This is a genomic window from Sphingobacterium sp. UT-1RO-CII-1, from assembly GCF_026711005.1.
GTDB lineage: Bacteria > Bacteroidota > Bacteroidia > Sphingobacteriales > Sphingobacteriaceae > Sphingobacterium.
Map to the genome: position 1 here is coordinate 298,974 of NZ_JAPPVJ010000002.1, position 24,537 is coordinate 323,510.

The following is a 24,537-nucleotide window of genomic DNA, read 5'->3' on the forward strand; positions in this document are numbered from 1 at the left end:
TTAAAAGAATACACCAGATTGACTTCTCAAACACCAACACTGTGTACGTACACGAATATAATAATTTCTTTTTATAATTTATAATATTTATAATTTTCTTTCGTCAATACATCAATAGGCATATGCTGTATCTTCATTACATCTTCCGACGTGATAAAATAATTATACAAAGTTTGCATTGCTATATATCCCTGTTTCACAGGCTGCTGACTTATTAAAAAATCAATTTCTCCATCTTCTAAAAATTTCAAGTTACTTTCTAAATAGTCATAACCTATCAATTTTATTGGCAATCCTTTCTCTTTAATATATTCTGCAACGACAAATACTCTAGAGTTAGTCACAAAAATTAAGTCCACCTCATTATACTGTAAAAACTTCTCCAATTCTAAACTTACTGATTCATAATCTGTCTGGTTCAGTGTCAGTTTATGGATCTGAGTAATGGAATCTTTTTCCCTCAAATAACTTTCAAATCCTTCTGTTTTCTTTACTAAGTGATACGTTGCATCCAGTTCTTTGGAAATATTCAGAACTAAAACACCTTTATCCTTAATCAGATAATGTGCAATATTTCCCGCCATTCTACCCGATTGGTATAAGTCAGGTCCTATATAACTTAAGGGAGTAATTAAAGGTATATCGGAGTTAATAAAAACAAATTTTATTTTTTTCTCCATACAGGTTTTTGAAAACTCCATTGCCTCCGTTATAAATGAGGGTGCTATAATGACAGCATCAATCGGCGTAGCAAGAATTTTTTTTCCTTGTTCAGTAAAGGAATTTCTATCATCTAAATCAAACAAATAATAAGTCACTTCAACACCAAATATCCCCTCTTCTTCTAATGCTAATTTTATACCATCTAAAGGTAGTTTCCAGTATTCTGTTTCTTTTGATTCTTCAGGTATTAAAACAGCAAATCTATATATCTTTTTTGAAGCAAGTCTTTTAGCCAACATATTAGGCTTATAATCCATTTCTTTAATAATCTCTTCGATTCTTTGCTTCGTTTTAGCTGCCACCCCCCCTCTTTTATGCAAAACTCTATCTACGGTAGCAATAGAAACATTTGCTCTTCTTGCAATCTCTTTTACACCTATTAAATTAGAATCCTCTTTTATCATACATCTTTAGATTAAAAAGCCAATTTAAGACTTTGAAATTAAACTCGCACTATCCCGGTCCAGATACAGTACTGCATTCGTATGCTTTCTCAAAATTGTAGACGGAAACTTCTCTGAAATATCAGCTTTCAAAGTATTGAATATAGCCTGCGATTTAGTTGGTCCAGGAACGACACAATATAAGTACTTTGCTCTAAAAATTGCAGGTATAGTAAGTGTTAAAGCTTCTTTAGGCACCTCATTAAAAGTTGGGAAACAGCCATCGTTCACCTGCTGATTTCTACATGCTTCATCTAAAAGAACCTGTTTCACTAAAACAGTATCATTAAAGTCTGCCACCGGAGGATCATTAAAAGCTATATGACAGTTTTCGCCAATCCCAAGACAAACGATATCAGGGTTAAACTTATTCAATAAGTTTTCATAACGTCTACACTCTTTTTCTACTTCTATACTATCTCCCTCAATTAAATGAATAGAATTAAAAGACAGTTTATCAAAAAAATTATCTTTTAAATAACGTCTAAAACTTTGTGGGCTATCCACACTAAGCCCTACATACTCATCCATATGAAAAGCATTTACTCTGGACCAATCGACATCCGAATTTATCAAAGCCTCATACAGTTCCTTCTGTGAAGGAGCTGCTGCAAAAATAATAGATACTTCATTTTGCTTATTTAATAAATCATGTATTCTGTCAATAACATCTTTGCCAGCCTTCTCGCCCATCAGCTTTCTGTTATCCAGAACTTTAACATCCAATTCATCAATTTTTAGATTCATTACCTTATAATTTATCATATACAATTCTTCCTTCTATTATCGTACAAGCCACCTCAATATTTTCATCAAATATCACTAAATCTGCATCATACCCCACTTCAATTCGTCCTTTCACTTTTTCTTTACCTAAAACACGTGCCGGGTTAAAACTTATCATATTAATAATATCATACAGAGGAATATCCACATTATTCATCATTACCCTTACCAATCGATCGGCTGTTGCTACACTCCCAGCAAATGCGCTTCTGTCCTCTAGTTTTGCGACCCCATCTTCAATTAATACGCGCGTTCCTTCATCAATTGGACCTAAAACACTTTCTTTAACTGATGTACCTGCTGCCCGCATCGCATCGGTAATCAAGATAATTTTATCATGCTTTTTAAATTTACAGACAAACTCTAGAAATGGCTTTGGCAGGTGCACGCCATCTGCTATTATTTCCACATCAAAATCATCAATGAGATAACCTGCCTCTACAGTTCCGGCTACACGATGTCCGTTAATACGTTTGACTGATGACATTGCCGAATAAAAGTGTGTCATCAGTGAAAACCCGACCTGATGTGCGCGTTCTACCTCTTCAAATACAGCGTCTGTATGAGCAATAGCAGGTAACACCTTATTTTCAATCAGAAATTCCCCCATTTCTAAAGCTCCTGGTAACTCAGGGGCAATACTCCATCTCTTTACAAAAGGAAAACGTCTTACAATGTCAGTATACTCCTCTCGTTTCGGATCACGTATATAACGTTCATCTTGTGCTCCTTTCTGAGCAACACTAAAATAAGGTCCTTCTAAGTGCATACCTAAAAATGTAGCACCCTTCAAGTTTTTAGCACTTGCCTTTTCATAACAACTTAATGTCAACTCCAACTGCTCCTGGGTAGTGGTTAAGGTTGTCGGCAGCAAAGCAGTCGTTCCAAATTTAGCGTGAGTCTCCGCGATATTTAAAAAAGCTTCTACAGTCCCATCCATAAAATCCGATCCTCCTCCACCATGTATATGTATATCGATAAAGCCTGGAGAAAGATATTTTCCCATCCCGTCTATATGCCTTGTATCATCTTCTATAACAGGCAGTTCATCATTTGTTAAATAAACACCGACGATCTTACCTGAATCCACAGAAACAGCGCCAAACTGTATACTATCTGCTAAAATTATATTTACGTTACTAATAAAATATTTGCTCATGGTTCTAATTGTGTACGTACACGAAGTTATCAAAAATTTAGATTATATAAAAGATTTTATTAATTAATAACAATAAAATAAAAAACGGATTGAAAAATAAAAAAGCTGCGAAGGCAAATCCTCCGCAGCTTTTCACATTCTAAAGACTGATTATTAAGTAACTACAACTTAAATAGAATCAATCACTGTATTCAAAGTACCCGAAGGTCTCATTGCTTTTTCAGCCAAGGCATCATTAGGGAAATAATATCCTCCCAACTCTTGTGCTTTACCTTGAGCATCAATTAACTCTTTGTTTATTGTTGCTTCATTTTCAACTAAAGAAGTTGCTACACTTTTAAAGCGGTTGGCTAATTCAGCGTCAGCATCTTGATTGGCCAAAGCCTCTGCCCAATATTGAGCTAAATAAAAATGTGAGCCTCTATTATCAATCTGTCCTACACGTCTTGCTGGAGACTTATCATTTGCTAAGAATTTTTCAGTTGCAATATCCAAAGCATTAGCAAGAACTTGCGCCTTAGCATTCCCTTGTGTTTGTGATAAATGTTCGAAAGAAGCTCCTAAAGCTAAAAACTCACCTAGAGAGTCCCAACGTAAATATCCTTCCTCTTCAAACTGCTGAACATGCTTTGGCGCTGATCCGCCTGCTCCTGTTTCAAACAATCCTCCACCATTCATCAACGGCACAATCGATAACATCTTTGCAGAAGTACCTAACTCTAAGATTGGGAATAAATCTGTCAAATAATCTCTTAAAACATTACCTGTTACAGAAATCGTGTCTTCACCTTTACGTATACGTTCTACCGAAAACTTTGTTGCTTCTACAGGTGATAGAATACGAATATCTAAACCTGCAGTATCGTAATTTGGCAAGTATTTATTTACTTTCTTAATCACCTCTATATCATGCGCTCTATTCTCATCCAACCAAAAAACAGCAGGTGTATTCGACAAACGCGCTCTATTCACGGCTAATTTAACCCAATCTTGTATAGGGGCATCCTTCGTTTGGCACATACGGAAAATATCTCCTTCTTCCACTTCCTGATCCATTAGGGTATTACCTTTACCATCAACCACTCTTATCACTCCTTTAGCTGTTGCCTGGAAAGTCTTATCGTGCGAACCATATTCTTCGGCTTTCTGTGCCATTAAGCCAACGTTTGGCACCGAGCCCATTGTTTTAGGATCATAAGCACCATTTGCCTTACAATCGTCAATAACTGCTGCATACACACCAGCATATGAGCGGTCTGGAATTATAGCAAATGTATCTTGCTGCTTACCTTCTTTATTCCACATCTGTCCTGACGTACGAATCATAGCAGGCATCGAAGCATCAACGATTACATCCGAAGGCACGTGCAAGTTCGTAATACCTTTATCAGAGTTCACCATCGCCAAATCCGGGCCATTAGCTATCGCCTCATCAATAGCTGCTCTTATTTCAGCTTCTTGACTATGTCCTTTTATTTTTGAGTCAATCTCTCCTAATCCGTTGTTCTTATTAATCCCAAGGGATAAAAACAAGGATCCGTATTTAGCAAAAACGTCTTTAAAATAAACTTCAACAATAGCTCCAAAAATAATCGGATCTGAAACTTTCATCATCGTTGCCTTTAAATGCGCCGATAATAAAACATTAGCTTGTTTCGCCTCAGAAATAGCCGTCTGAACAAAGTCCTTTAACTTAGCTATATTCATCACCGACGAATCGATTACTTCCCCAGCTTTTAGAGGAGCAAAGCTTTTCAATTCTTTTACATTGCCACTAGCATCTACAAACTCTATCTTAAACTGTCCTTCCTCTTCTACCGTAACCGACTTCTCTGTTGCATAAAAATCACCTTCCTGCATAGACACAACCTTCGTTTGGCTATCAGATGCCCACGCTCCCATGCTATGTGGGTTTGTTTTAGCATAATTTTTAACAGCTTTAGGCGCTCTACGATCTGAATTTCCCTCTCTTAGTACAGGGTTCACTGCTGATCCTAATACCTTCGCATAATTTGCACGTATATCTTCCTCTTCTTTTGTTGCTGGATTATCAGGATAATTAGGTATTGCATATCCTGCCTTTTGCAATTCTGCAATTGCACCTTTCAATTGAGGAATAGATGCAGAAATATTTGGTAACTTAATAATATTAGCTTCTGGTTTCTTTGCCAATTCACCTAACTCAGTTAATGCATCAGCAGTTTTCTGTTCTGCTGTTAAGTAGTTAGAAAAATTAGCTAGAATACGGCCAGCTAACGAAATATCTTTCAATTCAACTTCAATGTTTGCAGTCTTTGCAAATGCACGTACTATTGGTAAGAACGAATACGTTGCCAACAGAGGTGCTTCGTCTGTTTTAGTGTAAATGATTTTAGATGACATGTTATAAATTAAAAAGTCAAAATTATGAACTTGTGTATTTAACTAGATGTGCTTAGGTTAATGAGATTTTTTCTCTTGATCATCCCACACACAAACTCTTCAAAAATTAGCCTAAAGATAGCAAAATTCAATGTAAAATGCCATAATAGCTTGTGTCTTTACACTTATCTTGCACAATGCATTTTTTATTACTCTACTCAAAGCGATCAACAATCATCTTCACAGTAACAATATTTAAGTGTTCGGTAGCTGTCAAGCCAAAAAAAATCATACTACTGGCTAAATCCCTCGTAGTAATGGGTCTATAACCTTTTAAAACTCCAAATTTATTAAATAACAACAGCGTTTGCTCCATCATAAGTTCCAAAAATCGTTCACTTTCCGGTCTTCTTATTACACTGGGCTGTACTATCGTTAAATAAGGAAAATCTATCTTTTTAATATTGCTTTCCAGCGTTCCCTTCATTTTGTTGTAAAAGAAAACTGATTTTTCTTGAACCCCTACAGCCGATAGTAGCACAAATCTTTCCACATGATTAGCATAGCATAGTTTTGCAAATAATAATTGATAATCATGATCCACCTTCCATTGCGCGTCTTTACTACCCGCTATTTTCCGCGTAGTTCCCAAACAAGAGAAAGCTATATCTCCTTGCATATACGGCGCATAATCTTCCATCTTGTCGAAGTCAATGATTACCTCCTGAAGCCTCTCATGGGGTTCAAAATATTCTCGCCGGGTTAGCACAATGATTTTCTCAAACCGCTCATCCCTCAACAATAAGTCAACCAATTCTCTCCCTGTAGCTCCAGTTGCGCCTAATACAATCGCTTTCATATATCAATTATAGTACTTCAATAATTGTGTTGTCTACTATAGGGTGCGATACGCAAATCAAACATCGGCCATTATCCACTTCCCTATCTGTAAGCACTTCGTTATAATCCATTTTCACCTCGCCTGAAACACATTGCGACATACATGTACTACACATTCCCGACTTACAGGAGTACGGTAATTTTATTTTGTGTTCCAGGCCCACATCTAGCACTGTTTTATTATACGGTATTGTCAATTCATACGTCTCACCTTGAAATACCAGTTTAATATCATAAGAAGTCATATCCACCGGTTCCTCTTCCCTTTCGTCATCATCCTCTTCTTCTTCAGGGAAATGAAATGTTTCTTTATGAACGTCTTTCTCTGGGAATCCCATTCCTAACAAGGTGAAACGCACCAAATCCATGTAGAAGACAGGCCCACACATATAAAATTCAGCCTTACCTTCTTTCGGTAAGTTTTCATTCACAACATCTATTAAAAAGTCTCTATTAAGACGTGCTCTTAATAAATTTTTAGCGTCAGAAAATATCCACACGATCTTCAAGCGATCTGGGTATTTCTCCTCCCATTCTTTAAGTTCTTCATAAAAAACAGTCCGTTTTACACCGCCATTACTATACAACAAAACCACCTTAGTTTTCTTTTCTACTAATAGCGCGGACTTCAAAATAGCGAACAACGGTGTTATACCAACCCCTGCGCCAAATAAAAACACAGTTCTTTCTATATCTTCTTCGGGTTCGTAAAAAAACAAGCCTTGTGGTTCTAATACATCTATTACATCTCCCACCGCTATCCGGTGATGTAATAAACGGGAAATCTCTCCATTATCGACTCTTTTTACTGTTACTGCCAATGGTTCTTCGGCATCTGGCGAACTACTAAATGAGTAAGATCTTCTCACCTCCCTACCATTAAAATCAAAGCACAATGTCAAAAATTGTCCTGGTTTCGGTTTCGGATAATTTCCACTTAAATCTTTAAACTCAATTGTAATATTTTCATTCGCTTGATAAATGATATTTGCTATTTCGAACTTATACATTCTTTAAATAATATTTACTGTTACAGGATCCTTTCAGTAGATCAATACAACACTTCTTACTATGGTTACTCTTTACACCTACCTCCAAAAACAGTCTAAAATACATCTTTCTACTAATAAACCTAAACCTGTTGTCAGAAAAAATCCCGGTAACTATAAGCTACCAGGATTACATATTCAATTTATATCTTGTGCAAACTCCACTTTTTCTATTAGAGTTTACGCTTAATTTCAACTTGCTCGTATGCCTCCACTATATCGCCCACTTGTATATCATTAAAGCGATCAATATTCAATCCACACTCATAGCCGTTGCTTACTTCCTTAACATCATCTTTAAATCGTTTTAGAGAAGCTAACTTACCTGTGTGAATAACGACTCCTTCACGAATGATCCGGATATCATTATTACGATTAATCTTACCACTCAACACCATACATCCTGCAATTGTACCAACTTTAGAGATTTTAAAGGTCTCGCGTATTTCAACTTCCGCCACGATCTTCTCTTCGTATTTCGGAGCCAACATACCTTCCATTGCAGATTTCAACTCTTCAATTGCGTCATAAATAATCGAGTACAAACGTATATCAATCATTTCCTGCTCAGCAAGCTTACGCGCATTTAATGTAGGTCTTACCTGGAAACCGATAATAATCGCATCTGATGCTGACGCTAATAAAACATCCGATTCAGAAATCGCACCTACTGACTTATGAATAACGTTAACCTGTATCTCATCTGTAGATAACTTAAGCAATGAATCTGACAACGCTTCAATAGAACCATCCACATCCCCTTTAACAATAACATTAAGTTCTTTAAAGTTACCTATTGCTAAACGACGTCCGATTTCATCTAGTGTAATATGCTTAGTTGCACGCATACCTTGCTCACGTTGCAATTGTAAACGTTTATTAGCTACGCTACGTGCTTCCGATTCGCTTTCCATTACATAAAGCTTATCACCAGCTGTTGGCGCACCTGACATACCTAAAATCTGAACAGGTGTCGAAGGGCCAACCTCTTTCACTCGTTCTCCTCGTTCATTTGTCAATGCTTTTACTTTACCCGAGTGTGATCCAGCTAATATTGCATCACCAATACGTAATGTACCACCTTGAACAAGCACCGTTGTTACAATACCACGTCCTTTATCTAAAGCAGCCTCAATTACCGAACCTACTGCACGTTTCTTAGGATCTGTCTTCAGTTCTAATAATTCTGCTTCTAAAAGTACTTTTTCTAAAAGCAAGTTAATGTTCTCACCTGTTTTAGATGATATTTCTTGCGCTTGGTATTTACCGCCCCAATCTTCAACTAAGATATTCATTGCCGATAACTGCTCCCTAACTCTGTCTGCATTTGCACTAGGTTTATCCATTTTCGTGAATGCAAAAATAATAGGTACACCTGCAGCTTGCGCATGGTTAATAGCCTCTTTTGTTTGCGGCATCACTGCATCATCTGCAGCAATTACGATAATAACAATATCGGTCACTTTTGCACCACGTGCACGCATCGCTGTAAAGGCTTCGTGTCCTGGAGTATCTAAAAACGTTATACGCTTGTTATCTTCCAATTCTACGGCGTAAGCCCCGATATGCTGTGTAATACCTCCGGCTTCACCTTTTGTTACCTTAGCTTTACGGATGTAATCTAGTAAAGATGTTTTACCGTGGTCAACGTGTCCCATTACAGTTACTATAGGCGCACGGTTAATCAAATTATCAACGTTATCTGGTTCTTCCAGTTCTGTTATTTCTTCGTCTTCAGGCTTAATAAACTCAACCTGGTAACCAAACTCGTCAGCAACAATCGTAAGTGTTTCTGCATCTAAGCGTTGGTTAATGGAAACAAACATGCCAAGGCTCATACAAGTTGAAATAACCTGTGTTACTTGCACATCCATCAAGTTTGCCAACTCGTTTGCTGTTACAAACTCTGTAACGCGCAAAATACGAGATTGTGCAGCTTCTTCCATTGCAGCTTCCTCTGCCGATAAAGCAACGTCATCTCTTTTCTGACGACGCAACCTGGCACGCTGCGCAAACTTACCAGACCTACCCGCTCCACTTAAACGTGCAAGTGTTGCTTTGATTTGATCTTGGATTTCCTTTTCTGTAGGTTCTTCTTTCGGAGCATCCGCTTGGCGGCCTCTTCCTCTATTATCCGGTCTTCCTTTTCCAAAACGATCCTGTGGTCCTCCTGGTCTATTTGGTCCACGGTTAGCACCACCTCTATTATCGCCTGCAGGTCCACGATTAACACCTCCAGGACCACGCTGCTGCCCACCTGCTGCAGGAGTTGCTCCTGTTCCAGTATGTGGTGCTGGCTTGTTTGTCCGTTTTCTCTTTCTCTTATTATCATGCTGTGAAGCATTTGAAGAGGAAGCAACTGGTTTATTGGTTCGTTCTACTGGTAGTTGGATTCTACCTACAACTTTCGGTCCTGCTAAAGTTTCGGATCTCGCTCTTATCACTTCATCTTGTTGAGATTCAGCTACTGGAGTTTCCTTTTGTTCTTTAACAGCTTGTTTAACTTCTGTTGATTCTTTTTTCATGTCAGCCTTAGGCTCTATTTTAACTTCTTCTTTCTTCTCTTGCTTCGTTGGCTGTACATCTACTTTTTCTTCTCTTACCTCTACGGCCACCTTAGGAGCTTCTTTTTTAGGTTCCACCACCACAGGTTTTACTTCTTCTTGAGGTTTAACTTCCTCAATCTTTTTTTCTTCCGTAGGCTTCGGGGTTTCTACAACCGCTTGTTTTTCTGGAGCTTTTTCCTCTTTAATCTTTTTCTCTTCTACCTTTTTCTCTTCAGGCTTTGGCTCCTCTTTTTTAGTTCTATTTTTTCCTAGATTGTCTAAATCGATCTTTCCGACAACTTTTAGGGCACCAAAATCTTCCTTCTTAGTTTCCTCCTTCACCTTTTCACTCTCTTCTTCCTTCACCTTAACAGGTTTCTCTTCTACTGGCGCTTTAGCTTCTTCGCTTATCTCCTTAATATCTTGTTGAGCGTCTTCTTTAGATTCAGTAGGATATGCTCCACCTGTTCCAGCAGCTGACTCTTCTCGACGAATTTTTCCGATTACAATTTGTTTCGCTTCATCTTTAACGATCTTGTCCCCTTGAAATTCTTTTAAAAGAACGGCATACATATCTGGCGATAACTTGGTGCTAGGCTTTGAATCTACATCAAACCCCTTTTTCTCCAAGAAATCAACAGCTGTACCTATCCCAATATTAAGTTCTTTTGCTGCCTTTAGCAAGTTTACGCTTTTTCCTTCTGTCATCTATTTATTTACCTTCTAATATTAAGTCCTACAAAAATATGTTTTTTTACATTGAAAAAACAATTTAACATCAATTGTTTTTTCTCCCTTGATCCCGCCCAAAACGCTATTCAAACTCAGCTTGTAATATACGCACCAGCTCTTGTATAGTATCTTCTTCTAAATCAGTTCTTCTTACCAACTCTTCTTCAGTCAGTGCCAGAACAGATTTTGCCGAGTCTAAGCCTACACGTTTAAGCTCATCTATGATCCAGCTTTCAATCTCATCTGCAAATTCCTCGATATCCACATCCTCTTCCACCTCATCATTTTCTCTATAGACATCAATTTCATAGCCTGTCAATTTTCCTGCAAGTTTGATATTATGTCCACCACGTCCAATTGCCAATGACACCTGATCGGGTTTCAAATAAACTGCTGCAGTGCTATTTTCCTCATTAATCTTAATGGATGAAATACGAGCCGGGCTTAGGGCACGTGTAATATACAGCGAGTTATTTAATGTAAAGTTAATAACATCAATATTCTCATTACGTAGCTCACGCACAATACCGTGTATCCTCGACCCTTTCATACCCACACAAGCACCTACTGGGTCGATACGATCATCGTAAGATTCAACTGCTACTTTAGCACGCTCTCCTGGTTCTCTTACAATTTTCTTTATGGTAATTAAGCCATCAAATATCTCTGGCACTTCCAATTCAAAAAGACGCTGCAAAAATTCCGGAGCCGTACGTGATATAATAATCTTAGGATTATTATTCATCATATCTACCTTATACACAACCGCTCTTATGCTATCACCTTTTTTAAAGTAATCGGCAGGGATCTGTTCTGTTTTCGGTAAAATCAATTCATTACCATCTTCATCTAAAACCAGAATCTCTTTCTTCCATATTTGGTATACCTCACCAATTACCAACTCCCCTTCTCTGTCTTTATATTTTTTAAAGACTTCATCCTTCTCCAATTCCAAAATTTTAGAAACTAAGGTTTGACGTGCAGCTAAAATCGCGCGTCTTCCAAAGCTTTCCAGTGTAATTTGCTCGATGTATTCATCTCCTACTTCTAAGTCAGCATCATATTGCTGTACTTCTGATAGTTCGATTTCCAAGTCATCATCTTCCGAAAACCCATCTTCCATTACGACACGGGTTCTCCAAATCTCTAAGTCACCATTATCTGGGTTGACAATAACATCTACATTCTCATCCGTACCAAAACGCTTTCGGATCATGCTACGAAACACTTCTTCCAATACTGTAATAACAGTTGGACGATCGATATTTTTAAAATCTTTAAACTCTTGAAAAGAGTCGATCAAATTGATATTGCTGCTCATTTTTATTTAAATGAAATTAACACCTTTGTTTCTTTTATGTTATCAAAAAGAAGGCTTGTTTCTTGCAAAACGATCTTCTTTCCTTTTTCTTTTACTTTTTCTTCTATTTTTATCGACTGTTCATCCACCTCTAACAGCTTCCCCTCTTTTTTCTCGCCTTCAACCGTAAGCACTCTAACCTCTCTCCCAATGTTCTTAACATACTGTCTGTGCAATAACAATGGCGTATCAATTCCCGGCGACGATACTTCCAAGCGATAGGCAGTCTCGATAGCATTTTCTTCTTCTAAATGAAAACCTACGTGCCGACTTATCTGCACACACTCTTCAATAGCTATTCCTTCATCACCATCTACTAAAATTGATAATACTCCGTTCTTATGCATTTTTATCTGCACAATAAACAAATCGTCTTTTCCTTCGATCTTCTCCAGCACCAACTGTTGAACTCTCTCTTCTAACTGCATACTTACTTTTCGATAAAGAATTAAAAAAGGGGGCATACGCTGCCCCCTCCTTATCAGATAATGCAAAGGTAGTTGTTTTTTCTAAGACATCCAAACACTAAATTATTTATTATCAACAACCGAGTTAATCGTTTTCTGCATCTGCGCCATCATTGCGGTTAAACTTTCCATCGTAGGTTCTGCAACGGGCTCTGGAAACTCCGTACTAATGAAAGCTTTTGCTCGCCACACTTCAATTATATCAGCCGTTTCTAACCAATAGGGTTCATACACTTTATTATCCGAGATTAGTTTCAGGCCTTTATCTTCTTTAAACTTCTGCCCTATTCTTTTATAGACAACGCCATCATTTTTCGATATAACAACATAAGTCTGTCCTGCTTTAATATCTTGCCAATCCTCGACATACTCTCCGATGATCACCGTACCTGAAGGCAAGGGCAACATAGAATCTCCTTTTATTTCAAAAGCTCGGTATGTCCCCTGTGTAAACATAGGCAATGAAAACTTAGGTAGCTCAGCCACATATTCAGGGTCACTATATCCATTCAAATAGCCAGCACTAGCTTTAACCGGCACAAGCTCAATATTTTCTCTATCATCTTTATCAACCGTAACGCTTAACACCCGCAAGTTCGACGCATCACCTTTTTGTACAGGCCTCCAATTCTCATCAATAACGTCATGCGCTAGCTCGTCCATACTTAGGCCGTAAAATTCAGCTATTTTTTTTAGTAGCTCATATTTAGGCTCTGCCCTATTCTCTTCATACGCCCCTACAGACGCTCTCTTGATCTCCATAAGATCTGCAAACTGCTGTTGCGTTATTCTCTTTTTCTTCCTTAAGAACTTGAGGTTTGATGCGATATTTGACATAAAAATAAAATAAAATTTTTTATTACTAATATTGTTAGTATCATTGTGCCAATAAAATTAGTATTTACAATTGGCAATTCCAAATTTGTTAGTACAACTTAAGTAAAACATTATGCAAAAACACTATATTTACATCATCACAAACAGCAACAGAGCTTATCTCGAGATCGAACAATGCCAGGACATCAGCCTCCGCATGCAAGAATTAAAAGATAGCAGCAGTTTATTATTCTCCAACGCTAGGCTTACCAACATTGTTTACTTAGAAGAATTCGACTCCTACGAGCTTGCTTTAAAACGCAAACAACAACTGGAACAATTCACCCGTATGCAAAAAGAACGGCTAATCCGCCTAAAAAACCCCAACTGGCTGAGTCTTCAACCCACAGAAACAAGAAAATCAAACGCACATAATCATGCTATCTATGCTTAAACAACATTATTTCACCAGTTTTCTTATTACCAGCCTGGTGTAAAGTTCAATCCAAATGTCCCAAATTTATCGCGCGACTTCACAAACGGTACTGCATAGTAAGGCTCCAATATCATAGCGCCAAATAAATTGATCCGTAATGACACGCCTGCACTAAAAACCGGCACTTTATAATTACGATCGGGCACCATTAAAGGTTGCCCATCCGGTCCCATCATAGGGTTACCTTGCTGATCCAGCTGCTGAACCAACGGTTTTTTATCAGCATTACTCACAATTTTGCTCCCTTTACTCCATGCTAAGCCCGCATCAAAAAATAAATTCAAGTCTGTAAACAAAAAATTAGACTTTAAAGCCGCCAGCTTTTCTGGCCCTGTAAACGGCAAGCGCAATTCCACATTTCCCACCGCCATTCGAGAGCCCATCAAATCACTAATCGTCACTCCGCCGATATTCTCACTAGAAGAACTTTCATAGCCTCTTATCAAATAAGGATAGCCGATATACAAACTATAAAGTTTATCATCATCCTTACCTGTACGCATATAAGAGTACGCCCTAAAAGCCAGCGTTACTGGTTTAAACCTAAAATACTTTCGTAAGTCCACATTAAAAGCCGTCAAACTATAATCGCCAAAATACTGCTCCACTCCTAAGCGGTAGCGGTATCCTTCTAATGGTGCGGTCATACCTGTAATAGATTTGTCGCCCACAAAGCCCGTATTCACCTGCTGAATAAAAAACGAATTCAAATTCGTCCCTAACATCTGCGATGCTTCCGTATTCGATATCTTCTCTTTTGTTGAATAATAAGACGAATAGCCCTGCGACCACCTGTCTACCCTATAACTATACCGAGCCAATGCCGCCCCTACCTCATAACGATGATGTTTGTTAAAAGGGTAGGCCAAAAAACCTTCAGCCTGCTGCTGGAAAGACCTTATCAAATAAGTATCCATCACATACTCCTTTCCTTGCCCCGTTATATCCCTATAGTCATAAATACTAAAAGCCGACAAATAAGGAATATGCGACAGCGCCCCTCCCCAGTTCCAGCGCCCTTTCTGATTAATATAGGCCACCTGTCCACCAAAATCATAAATCTCACCATTCACATTCAGCGTAGTATAAATCTGATTGTAGCCTAAAATGTCTGAGAATATTCCAAACACTCCTCCTGACATTCCAGCCCCGTACCGTGATCCTACCGTCATCCCCACGCCCGAATTAGCAATATAATCCAACTTAAACTTAGATCGGTACGGAATCGGATTGATCTGCTCATTGGTTATCCGCCTATAGGCATTAAAGTTCTGCAAGTTGGTGTTCACCACATTCACCCCTCTATTTTCATTCGGAGGCAACATAGCAGCCGTAAAATCTACCGTTCCTGCATCATAAACCTCTGCCTCAAACTCCGACGCCTTCGCTTTATAAATACTGTAATGATTGCCTTTAAAATAAGAGTAAACAATCTCGTCATTCTGCGATATGCTCATCGCTGGCGAATACTCCGTAATACCACTTATACCTGTAAAATAATCGGTCATTCGCTCCACGACGGATGTCTTTACAGAATAGCGGAACATATTTCTATACCCATCTCCATTAGACAGAAAATAAATATAACTACCATCTCCTGAATAATGCGGATTCAAATTATTCGCTCCCGGAAAAACAGGAATGGTAGTCACCTCCCTTGTCTCCACATCTATTGTAGCTAGGCCCATCGGAATATCCACAGCTAAACTCTCTCCCTTATAAGCGACCCTATCTGTACTAAAAACAATATGCTTCCCATCCGGCGAAAAACTAGGCTGAAAATCAGAATACCTGTCGTTTGTCAGCTGTGTCAGTTTCTTACTCTTAAAATTAAACAGATAAATATCACTCTGCCCTTCGCGCAAGCCCGAAAAAGCGACATGTTCGCCGTCAGGGGCAAAGTTTATATTCGTAAACTCCACAATATCCCCCATAGCCTCAATGGCAACGGTCCGTCCTGTAGCTACATCAATAATCATGAGCTTATTTTTACCTTCACTAAAAACGCTAAAGGCAAAATATTTACTATCAGCCGAAAAATCCCCGGCCGACTCCAGGTAACTAAACTCATCAATATCTGCATTTGTTGTACGGCTGCCCAATTTCCTCACTATTTCTCCCGTCCTAGCATCGGCAAGAAAAAGATCAATCCCAAACAAGTCTTTCTCCGACATAAAAGCAAGCAGCTTTCCGTCCGGCGAAATAGCAGGCGCCACATTCATACGTCCGCCATTTCTACTCGTTATCAGCGCTTCCCCTATAGGTCGAGATACCGTATCCTTGTTTAAGTTCTTAAAACTATTCTCCATGCTATTTCTCCACAGCGTAGACATCGTTTGCGCATCATACCCAAACACCCTTCGCATCCCCATCTCGTAGCCATACTTTGCCGTCTCCATAAATAAAGGCATAATAACAGTATCGCCATACGTAGCACCCACATAAGCCCAAAAAGCCTGACCATAGCGATAAGGAAAATAATTATAAGACTGTTCTGTAAGCTGCTTCAAGGAAGGCAAATCTTGCCGCGCATAAGCATCGCGCATCCACATCGCTGTAAATGCATCTTTTTTTCCTATAGAAAGATATTCTGCCATCCCCTCCACCATCCATAGCGGAATATTAGCCACACTTTCCAAACGCGTCGTATCCTTCCCCTCCATCAGCATGCGGTACTGAAACGCGTGCACCAACTCATGCCCCAGAACATGCCGAGTTTGCTGATTAATCTGCATCACCGGCATCACCACCCGCTGTTTAAAAGCTTCAGTAACCCCACCCGTACCTACCGATATTTCACCTGTAATTGTAGAAGTCTGCTGAAACTCCGGGTGGTTATTATAAATAATTATAGGATTTTTTCTGAGAAAAGTATCTTGAAAAACCTGCTGGTGCATGCCATACCACACCTCAGCTTCTTTAGCCAGCCAATTAACCAAACTATCATTTTTCAAGTAACTGTACAGTTCAAAGTGCGGCGTAGCATTAACTTCAAATTTAAGCTTCTTATACCTCATTTTGTTTTGCCCAAAATACTGGCCCAGCGCCATATTCGGAACCACAAAAAACAAAACAAACACTACAATAACACTTCTGATTGCAGGAAATAACATAAACCCTTTATCCATAATTAAAGATTAGCGTTGCTAAAAATAACAATTTATAAACTGATTATTAAATTTCTACATCAAGAATTTCTGGTGCTTGCGGCAATTTAATCTTTTGAATATTTATAGTACTGTCCGACACCCCCACGCTATCAGCGGGTGCAAGCTCCACAATTCGCGGACTCGGGCAGTTATACTTCTTCATTATCGGCACGGTTGGTTCTGGGAATTTCCCTTCCGAAACACCCAACTCTTTCGCTTTATAAACCTCCTCCATAAAGCGCCCATAGATTGGGAGCGCAGTCTTCGACCCTTCACCCGTCTGGGAGTTTTTAAAGTGTATACTTTGTTCATCTACACCCACCCAAACACCTGTAACTAAATCTTTTGTCACCCCCATAAACCAACCATCCACATAATCAGAAGACGTCCCTGTTTTCCCTCCAATTTGATTACCATTCTTAAAAACATCCCACTCCCACAACGCTTGCGATGTTCCTCCCGGCTCTTCTATTGTCCCCCGAAGCATATGCGTCATCAACCAAGCATTTTCGGGGTCTACTACCTGCTCCTGTTTAGCTTCAAAACTCTTCAACAGGTTGCCATGGTTATCGTATATCTTAGCCACTAAAATTGGCTCGGTACGCTTTCCACTATTCATAAACGTGGCGTAAGCTTTCACCATCTCAAAAACAGAAACATCATTAGAGCCCAACCCGACAGACGGCACTGCCTCCAGCGCACTCTCAATACCACAACGACCTGCTGTCTCCGCCACCTTATCCCAACCCACATCACGCGTAATCTGTGCGGTAATCGTATTCAACGAACGCGCCATCGCCCAACGCAGAGACATATCCCGATAAGAAAATGTCCAATCTGCATTTTTCGGTTCCCAGACTTCCTTTTCACCTTTCTTATTCACAAAATCTATCCGCACGGGTTTATCTGTATAAATATCACAGGGGCTCATACCTTTTTCCAATGCCGCCAAATATGCAAAAGGCTTAAATGTAGATCCTGCTTGACGCTTTGCTTGATTTACATGATCAAACTTATAATGTTGGTGGTTAATACCCCCGATCCACACTTTAATTTCTCCCGAATACGGGTCCATAGCCATCATCCCCGTGTTCAACATCATCAGGTAATGCTTCAACGAATCCATCGTTGACATCTCCACTTCCTTATCTCCGCTCCAGGTAAAGACTTTCATTTTTTTAGGCATCCGCATTCTCTCAAAAACAAGAGCCTCCTCTTTCAGCTCTTCGAGCAACGATTTATAAATCGGTAATTTCCGTGCCTTATCTTCTAAAAACTCGGGGATCACATTTCCGCTTTTATCTCGCCACGGCTCTTTACCTTCCCATGTATTCTCCAAGCGTCTTTGCAACTCCTTCATTTGGCCAGCCACAGCTTCTTCTGCCAAATGCTGCATTTTAGAATTTATCGTCGTATATATCTTTAGTCCGGCTGTATATATATCTATATCATGCTCTTCGCTCCAGCTTGCCAGCCACTTTTCCACGGCCGAGCGAAGATATGAGTCATTACTACTAACATTATCCGTATTATTCAAATTCAAAACAAGAGGCTCCTTAGCCATATCCGTATATTCACCTTCTGTCAAATACTTCTCTTTTAACATTTGCGCCAAAACAACGTTCCGTCTAATAAGCGCATTCTCCGGGTTACGAATCGGGTTATACAGTGTCGTTCCTTTCAGCATACCTACCAGAACAGCCGCTTCCGTGGCTGTCAGCGCATCTGGCGTTTTATTAAAATACCTAACAGCGGCTGATTTTATTCCATAAGCATTATTACTAAAAGAAACCGTGTTTAAATACATCGTAATAATATCTTTCTTACTATACCTACTCTCCAGTTTATAAGCCGTCATCCACTCCTTAAACTTTGTCACCAGCATATTCACACCCGGCACACGCCCCAACAACCCCTGCGATTTTGCATAGCGTGTTCTGTATAAATTTTTAGCGAGCTGTTGTGTTATTGTGCTCCCACCTCTCTTATCACCCTTCAAGGTAGACAAAGCGCCCGAAAACACACCAATAATATCCACCCCCTTATGCTTATAAAAACGTACATCCTCTGTTGCTATCAACGCATGAATCACATTGCTCGAAATGCTATCATACACCACAGGATCTCTATCTTCTTGAAAATAACGCCCAATAAGCACCGAATCTGCTGTGTACAATTCCGACGAAATATGAAGAGTTGGCATCACGATATCTTTCTTTGTAGGCGAATAGCCAAACAAACCTAGAAAGTTTATTTGCACAGCACAAATCAACACAAGTATCAAGTATATAGTTACAATAAGAAATTGTAAAAACCTTCTTAGAAGCTTACTTTTAATACGTTTAAACATAATGTAAAGATGAATATTGTTTTCTAAAAAAAATGCATCTGGAGGCAAAAAAACAATCTTAACCGATTTTTTAACTTAAATTAACATTGCCTGTCAATTTTTAATTTCACAAAAAACTCCCAACAGCAAAAATTATACCTAAACATTATTATTTCTCAAAACAATATTCATATTCCAAAGATATTTCATTAATTTTACGCTCATACTATCTAATATTAGAGATGTTAAAACAAACGCTACAACAAAAGTTATTACAAAAGTTATCCCCTCAACAGATTCAGTTTATTAAACTGCTTCAGGTTCCGACGGTATCTTTAGATGCCCGTATTAAAGAAGAACTCGAAGAAAACCCGGCTCTGGAAGATGAAAGTTTAACTACAATGGCTGATCCTGTTGAAGAATATCCTGATCGCGACCCCGACGAGACCTACGAAGATGAGCAAAGCGATTATGAGGACGAGTTTAACATCGACGAATACATTCAAGAGGACGATTTCAAAGACTATTCTCAGCAATACTCTAGTGACGACGAAGAAGATCGCAAAGAAATGCCCATTGCTATCGAAGATTCTTTTTTCGAGTCGCTACAAAACCAGCTTGATCTATTAGCCTTGGGCGATATCGACTACCTCATAGGCATGCAAATCATTGGCAGTCTAGACGACGATGGCTACCTCCGTCGCCCCATTATATCGCTGATAGACGATCTTGCGTTTTCTCAGAACATTATAGTCGAAGAAGAACGAGTTGAAGCTATCTTATCGGTCATTCAAGATTTTGAGCCTGCCGGCATTGGTGCTAGAAGTCTTCAAGAATGCCTTTTAATCCAACTAAATAGAAAGGATTCTAATAATCCTACCATCAAAGCGGCCAAAACAATTGTCAAAGATTATCTGGAAGAATACACCAAAAAACATTACAGTAAAATCGAGAAACAATTGAATATCGACTCGGAAGAGTTGAAACTCATTCATAACGAAATTTTAAAATTAAACCCCAAACCGGGCAACTCCGGTGCGGTAGCCGGCAAGCAACTGCATGTTATTCCAGATTTTCACATCTCAAATAACGACGGCACACTACACCTTACCTTAAACGGAAGAAATGCTCCCGAATTGCGCGTCTCCCGTTCTTATCAAGAAATGTTTCAGCATTATGAAAAGGCTGAAAAAAACGATAAGAAAATGAAAGAAGCCGTGCAGTTTGTCAAACAGAAGCTCGATGCTGCTAAATGGTTCATCGATGCTATTAAACAGCGACAACAAACGCTACTCAAAACCATGAACGCCATCATGGAATATCAATACGACTTTTTTTTAACAGGCGATGAGCGACTTCTTAAGCCCATGATCTTAAAAGACATAGCCGACCAAATTGATATGGATATCTCTACTGTATCCCGGGTAGCAAACTCAAAATATGTACAAACAGAGTTTGGCACTTTTTTATTAAAATCTTTTTTCTCAGAAGCCATCATCACCGATTCTGGCGAAGAAGTCTCCAACATCGAAGTCAAAAGTATTTTGGAAGAGTGCATAGCAAATGAGGACAAGAAAAAACCGCTACCCGACGAAAAGCTAGCAGAAATATTAAAAGAAAAAGGATACAGTATTGCAAGGCGCACCGTTTCAAAATACAGAGAAGCCATGAATATTCCGGTAGCCCGCCTTAGAAAAGAGCTTTAATAAAGATAAAAGCCTTAACGGTTTGCAGAAAACCGCAGTCCGTTAAGTGACTTAACTCATTTTCTACAAAACATATATCCATTATATTTGTATATAAATTAATCAAAATAACGTATAATAAATATAATAACATATGGCTACAAATTATTTAAAGACAATAAAGTCTACTGTAAAAAACTGGTATATGCCTTTAATTATAGGCATCCTGCTTATTATATTGGGAATATATACCCTGCGCTCTCCTGCTGCTTCCTATTTAGCGCTATCTTTCATGTTTACCTGGTATTTTCTTATTTCAGGTATTATGGAGATTGTATTTGCTTTAAGCAATAAAAAAGACCTGGATGGTTGGGGCTGGCATTTAACGGGTGGTATTTTATACACCTTGTTAGGTTTTATACTGTTTGCTAATCCAGCGATTTCTATTACCACTTTACCCTTTGTCGTTGGTTTTTACAGTTTATTCAAATCTTTCCAGCTTACGGCTTTCTCTATCGAGCTAAAAGACTACAAAGTAAAAAACTGGGGCTGGGTCTTAGCCTTTGCTATATTGGGTATCATTTTTAGCTTTATCTTAATCTGGAACCCTATTTTTGCAGGTTTATCATTAGTTATATGGACGGGTATGGCAATTATAAGTATCGGCGTTGCTTCGTGTGTTTTTGCCTTCCAGTTGAAAAAGATAAAAACTTTCTCTTCAAAATTATCTAAAGAGTGGAAACAAAAATTTGAAGACCTTAAACAAGAATATTACAAAAGTATCGACAATTAAGATCCCCCGATCTTAATCGATAATAGCTAAACATAATGTCGGTCAACTGGTCGACATTATGTTTTAAAATAGCTTCAACTGCATGCCTATAAACCGCTCTACATCTGCCTCATAAAAGTTCGACAGTGTAACGCCCAGCAACCTAACTTTCGTATCTTCTATACTCACCTTCTCTAGCAGTTCTTCCACCACCGCGCCTATATCTTCCGCTTTACTAATATAATGTTCCAGCGTTTTACTACGTGTTATTTGCGTAAAGTCTGAAAACTTAATCTTTATCGTTACTGTCCTTCCCTGTTTTGCTTTGCTCAGCACTCTTTTTTCCAATGCCACACAAAGTGCCAACAACTCACTCTTTATCTCTTTAATATCTTTAATATCGGTCGAAAACGTATCTTCAATACCTATGCTCTTACTCACCCTGTTCGGTTTTACCGGCCTATTATCTTCTCCTCTCACCATGTGGTAGAAAAACTTACCCGTTTTACCAAATTTACGAATCAGAACGGCCTCTTCCACTTTTTTCAGATCAATGCCGTAATGAATCCCCATGCCCTTCATCTTTTCAGCGGTCACCTTTCCTACGCCGTGAAATTTTTCGATCGGTAGTTTTTCCAAAAAAGAAACAATTTTCGAAGGTCCTATAAAAGTCAATCCATCCGGTTTATTATAATCTGAAGCGATCTTAGCAATAAACTTATTCACCGACACGCCTGCAGAAGCTGTCAGTTGCAGCTCATCCTGTATAGCTTTCTTAATTTCGCGCGCTATATCTAAGGCCGAGCCTATTCCCTTTTTATCATTTGTCACATCGAGGTATGCTTCATCCAGCGACAGCGGTTCTATCAAATCTGTATACCTAGCAAATATGGCCCGTATTTGGCTCGACACTTCTTTATAGACTTCAAATCTGGGTTTTGTAAAAATCAAATCCGGGCAACGCTGTAAGGCCTCTCTTGAAGACATGGCCGACTTTACCCCAAACTTCCTAGCTTCATAACTTGCCGTCGCCACCACGCCTCTGCCATCCGGTGCTCCCCCCACTGCCAATGGCTTCCCCCTAAACATCAAAAAATCACGCTGTTCTACAGAAGCATAAAAAGCATCCATATCAATATGTATAATTTTTCTCGTAGCTTCTTGCACCACACTCCTCATCTAAATGAAAACAATGAAAAATTAAAATTAATTGTTTTTTAAGCTATAACAAAATATCTGTTTACTTATACTAAAGTAAGTGCAATAGTATTATATTTGCGGCTACCTACAGCTCGCAATTGTATGGTCTGCCTTATGCAAATGGTAAAATGCAAAAAGCAGTATATATCAACATATTACATAGACAGCCTCTTTTATAAAACACATTACATAAGGGGGCAAACAAACACACTAGTAAACTTTCGAAATCGTAAAAAAACAAACCGAGCTTGCGAGCTCTTGAAACAAATAATATATTATATGAAACTAAAAGCGTCGTTTTTATTTTTAGGACTATGCATCACATTCGGCTTTCTTCAAGAAACGAAAGCGCAAGAACGGGATGATAGGGCAACTATCTTAAATTTTAAAGGTATACAATACACAAGCCCCGACTCCCTATTCTACACCAACTTTCGGTTCCGTATGCAAAACCGTCTTAAATTTAATAATGTTTTAGACGGCACCAGCAACAACTCTGTTGAAGCAAGAATACGCCGACTTCGCCTGCGGATGGACGGCTACATTTATAGTCCAAAAATATCATACTCCGTACAGCTTGCATTCACCCGTGGCGATCAAGATTTTGACGACACCGGTGTTGCCAACATCGTGCGTGATGCTGTTATCTTCTACAACTTCACCGATGACTTCTACGTGTCATTCGGCCAGAATAAACTACCGGGCAACAGACAGCGTGTTACCTCATCCGGTTCGCAACAATTTGCAGAACGCTCTATCGTCAACTCCAATTTCAATATAGACCGTGATTTTGGTTTGACTTTGCACTACACCAAGCGTCTGGGCAATATGCCAATTAACGCTAAAGCTGCTATCTCTACCGGTGAAGGGCGCGTGGCAGTCACCACGGACGACGGCTTCGCCTACACGGGCCGTTTAGAGTTTTTACCTTTAGGCGATTTCAAAAACGACGGAGACTACTCCGAGGGCGACCTTGAATTTGAAGAAACTCCAAAACTATCTATCGGTGGTGGCTACAGCTACAACGACCGTACCACCCGTCAGGGCGGGCAGACAGGAAAATTTGTCGCCAATCCCTTTACCTTAAAAACCACCTTTTTAGATGCTATTTTCAAATACCGTGGTTTTGCCTACCAGGCCGAATACATGCGTCGTGATGTAGACGACCCATTTAATAAAACAATTGGAGATAAGCCCGAAGATATTCACGCAATGAAAGGCTGGGGATTAAACCAACAATCATCCTACCTACTCAATAAAGGCTATGAAATTGCAGGTCGATACACCTACATAAAACCCCACGAGCAGCTAAAAGCTGTCGAAGCGCAACTTGATATTATAGAACTCGGCTTAACCAAATACATGAAAGCCCATCGCTTAAAGTTTCAGTTAAACGCCAACTACACCGTCAAAGAAGGCGATTTCAGCAACAACCACAGCAGAAACGCTTGGGGCGGCACTTTTCAAATAGAGCTGGGTATATAAGTTTAAGTCAAGCTTTTACACAAGGTTGCCGAGCGTCTACGATCAGACCTCGTCATTATACAATGTCCACCGTGCGTCA

The 24,537-nt window shown here is 39.1% G+C and carries 17 protein-coding genes; 4 read left to right on the top strand and 13 right to left on the bottom strand.

The features are described from left to right. Positions 1–71: 71 nt before the first annotated feature. The 10 genes from ORI89_RS05185 to ORI89_RS05230 all read right to left on the bottom strand — a co-directional run bounded on the left by ORI89_RS05185 (position 72) and on the right by ORI89_RS05230 (position 13,363). Positions 72–1,127 (bottom strand): substrate-binding domain-containing protein, encoded by a 1,056-nt coding sequence (locus tag ORI89_RS05185; protein ID WP_268229376.1) that lies wholly within the window; start codon positions 1,125–1,127, stop codon positions 72–74. Between the two features lie 24 nt (positions 1,128–1,151). Continuing rightward, positions 1,152–1,913 carry a glucosamine-6-phosphate deaminase gene (locus ORI89_RS05190; protein WP_268229377.1) on the bottom strand — a complete coding sequence of 254 codons (762 nt, stop codon included), beginning with the start codon at positions 1,911–1,913 and terminating at the stop codon, positions 1,152–1,154. Positions 1,914–1,917: 4 nt separating this feature from the next. Beyond that, entirely contained in the window at positions 1,918–3,111 is a 1,194-nt protein-coding gene (nagA, locus tag ORI89_RS05195; RefSeq protein WP_268229378.1) for an N-acetylglucosamine-6-phosphate deacetylase, read from the bottom strand. Between the two features lie 168 nt (positions 3,112–3,279). Next, the gene (locus ORI89_RS05200) at positions 3,280–5,493 is read right to left on the bottom strand and encodes an NADP-dependent isocitrate dehydrogenase (RefSeq protein WP_268229379.1); all 2,214 of its coding nucleotides are present in this window, start codon (positions 5,491–5,493) and stop codon (positions 3,280–3,282) included. Between the two features lie 193 nt (positions 5,494–5,686). Continuing rightward, positions 5,687–6,331 carry an NAD(P)H-binding protein gene (locus tag ORI89_RS05205; protein ID WP_268229380.1) on the bottom strand — a complete coding sequence of 215 codons (645 nt, stop codon included), beginning with the start codon at positions 6,329–6,331 and terminating at the stop codon, positions 5,687–5,689. Positions 6,332–6,338: 7 nt separating this feature from the next. Next, positions 6,339–7,382 (bottom strand): ferredoxin--NADP reductase, encoded by a 1,044-nt coding sequence (locus ORI89_RS05210; RefSeq protein WP_268229381.1) that lies wholly within the window; start codon positions 7,380–7,382, stop codon positions 6,339–6,341. A 212-nt stretch (positions 7,383–7,594) separates the two neighbouring features. Next, positions 7,595–10,675 carry a translation initiation factor IF-2 gene (gene infB, locus ORI89_RS05215; RefSeq protein WP_268229382.1) on the bottom strand — a complete coding sequence of 1,027 codons (3,081 nt, stop codon included), beginning with the start codon at positions 10,673–10,675 and terminating at the stop codon, positions 7,595–7,597. Positions 10,676–10,781: 106 nt separating this feature from the next. Then, positions 10,782–12,020 carry a transcription termination factor NusA gene (gene nusA / locus ORI89_RS05220; protein WP_268229383.1) on the bottom strand — a complete coding sequence of 413 codons (1,239 nt, stop codon included), beginning with the start codon at positions 12,018–12,020 and terminating at the stop codon, positions 10,782–10,784. A 2-nt stretch (positions 12,021–12,022) separates the two neighbouring features. Further along, complete coding sequence (gene rimP / locus ORI89_RS05225) at positions 12,023–12,487, bottom strand: ribosome assembly cofactor RimP (RefSeq protein WP_268229384.1); 465 nt, start codon at positions 12,485–12,487, stop codon at positions 12,023–12,025. 102 nt (positions 12,488–12,589) lie between these two features. Then, the gene (locus ORI89_RS05230; protein ID WP_268229385.1) at positions 12,590–13,363 is read right to left on the bottom strand and encodes an XRE family transcriptional regulator; all 774 of its coding nucleotides are present in this window, start codon (positions 13,361–13,363) and stop codon (positions 12,590–12,592) included. A 112-nt stretch (positions 13,364–13,475) separates the two neighbouring features. On the opposite strand from ORI89_RS05230, the gene ORI89_RS05235 reads away from it, so the two are divergent. After that, positions 13,476–13,796 (top strand): GIY-YIG nuclease family protein, encoded by a 321-nt coding sequence (locus ORI89_RS05235; RefSeq protein WP_268229386.1) that lies wholly within the window; start codon positions 13,476–13,478, stop codon positions 13,794–13,796. 26 nt (positions 13,797–13,822) lie between these two features. Here ORI89_RS05235 and ORI89_RS05240 read toward each other — a convergent pair whose 3' ends face one another. Further along, positions 13,823–16,966, bottom strand: coding sequence for a peptidase MA family metallohydrolase (locus ORI89_RS05240; RefSeq protein WP_268229387.1), 3,144 nt, complete (start codon positions 16,964–16,966; stop codon positions 13,823–13,825). Between the two features lie 46 nt (positions 16,967–17,012). Beyond that, entirely contained in the window at positions 17,013–19,337 is a 2,325-nt protein-coding gene (locus ORI89_RS05245; protein ID WP_268229388.1) for a penicillin-binding protein 1A, read from the bottom strand. 221 nt (positions 19,338–19,558) lie between these two features. Here ORI89_RS05245 and rpoN point away from each other — a divergent pair, with 221 nt between their 5' ends. Both rpoN and ORI89_RS05255 read left to right on the top strand, forming a co-directional pair. Continuing rightward, positions 19,559–21,022 (top strand): RNA polymerase factor sigma-54, encoded by a 1,464-nt coding sequence (gene rpoN, locus ORI89_RS05250; RefSeq protein ID WP_268229389.1) that lies wholly within the window; start codon positions 19,559–19,561, stop codon positions 21,020–21,022. Positions 21,023–21,155: 133 nt separating this feature from the next. After that, positions 21,156–21,794 (top strand): HdeD family acid-resistance protein, encoded by a 639-nt coding sequence (locus ORI89_RS05255; protein ID WP_268229390.1) that lies wholly within the window; start codon positions 21,156–21,158, stop codon positions 21,792–21,794. Between the two features lie 63 nt (positions 21,795–21,857). Here the strand turns inward: ORI89_RS05255 and dinB are convergent, their stop codons facing one another. After that, positions 21,858–22,952, bottom strand: coding sequence for a DNA polymerase IV (gene dinB / locus ORI89_RS05260; RefSeq protein WP_268229391.1), 1,095 nt, complete (start codon positions 22,950–22,952; stop codon positions 21,858–21,860). A gap of 141 nt (positions 22,953–23,093) precedes the next feature. On the opposite strand from dinB, the gene ORI89_RS05265 reads away from it, so the two are divergent. Next, positions 23,094–24,458 carry a porin gene (locus tag ORI89_RS05265; RefSeq protein ID WP_268229392.1) on the top strand — a complete coding sequence of 455 codons (1,365 nt, stop codon included), beginning with the start codon at positions 23,094–23,096 and terminating at the stop codon, positions 24,456–24,458. The last annotated feature ends 79 nt before the right edge of the window (positions 24,459–24,537 follow it).

Bases quoted from the DNA above. Each gene is read 5' to 3' on its own strand.
- ORI89_RS05185 (WP_268229376.1), bottom strand. From the start codon at position 1,127: ATGATAAAAGAGGATTCTAATTTAATAGGTGTAAAAGAGATTGCAAGA.
- ORI89_RS05190 (WP_268229377.1), bottom strand. From the start codon at position 1,913: ATGAATCTAAAAATTGATGAATTGGATGTTAAAGTTCTGGATAACAGA.
- nagA (WP_268229378.1), bottom strand. From the start codon at position 3,111: ATGAGCAAATATTTTATTAGTAACGTAAATATAATTTTAGCAGATAGT.
- ORI89_RS05200 (WP_268229379.1), bottom strand. From the start codon at position 5,493: ATGTCATCTAAAATCATTTACACTAAAACAGACGAAGCACCTCTGTTG.
- ORI89_RS05205 (WP_268229380.1), bottom strand. From the start codon at position 6,331: ATGAAAGCGATTGTATTAGGCGCAACTGGAGCTACAGGGAGAGAATTG.
- ORI89_RS05210 (WP_268229381.1), bottom strand. From the start codon at position 7,382: ATGTATAAGTTCGAAATAGCAAATATCATTTATCAAGCGAATGAAAAT.
- infB (WP_268229382.1), bottom strand. From the start codon at position 10,675: ATGACAGAAGGAAAAAGCGTAAACTTGCTAAAGGCAGCAAAAGAACTT.
- nusA (WP_268229383.1), bottom strand. From the start codon at position 12,020: ATGAGCAGCAATATCAATTTGATCGACTCTTTTCAAGAGTTTAAAGAT.
- rimP (WP_268229384.1), bottom strand. From the start codon at position 12,487: ATGCAGTTAGAAGAGAGAGTTCAACAGTTGGTGCTGGAGAAGATCGAA.
- ORI89_RS05230 (WP_268229385.1), bottom strand. From the start codon at position 13,363: ATGTCAAATATCGCATCAAACCTCAAGTTCTTAAGGAAGAAAAAGAGA.
- ORI89_RS05235 (WP_268229386.1), top strand. From the start codon at position 13,476: ATGCAAAAACACTATATTTACATCATCACAAACAGCAACAGAGCTTAT.
- ORI89_RS05240 (WP_268229387.1), bottom strand. From the start codon at position 16,966: ATGGATAAAGGGTTTATGTTATTTCCTGCAATCAGAAGTGTTATTGTA.
- ORI89_RS05245 (WP_268229388.1), bottom strand. From the start codon at position 19,337: ATGTTTAAACGTATTAAAAGTAAGCTTCTAAGAAGGTTTTTACAATTT.
- rpoN (WP_268229389.1), top strand. From the start codon at position 19,559: ATGTTAAAACAAACGCTACAACAAAAGTTATTACAAAAGTTATCCCCT.
- ORI89_RS05255 (WP_268229390.1), top strand. From the start codon at position 21,156: ATGGCTACAAATTATTTAAAGACAATAAAGTCTACTGTAAAAAACTGG.
- dinB (WP_268229391.1), bottom strand. From the start codon at position 22,952: ATGAGGAGTGTGGTGCAAGAAGCTACGAGAAAAATTATACATATTGAT.
- ORI89_RS05265 (WP_268229392.1), top strand. From the start codon at position 23,094: ATGGTAAAATGCAAAAAGCAGTATATATCAACATATTACATAGACAGC.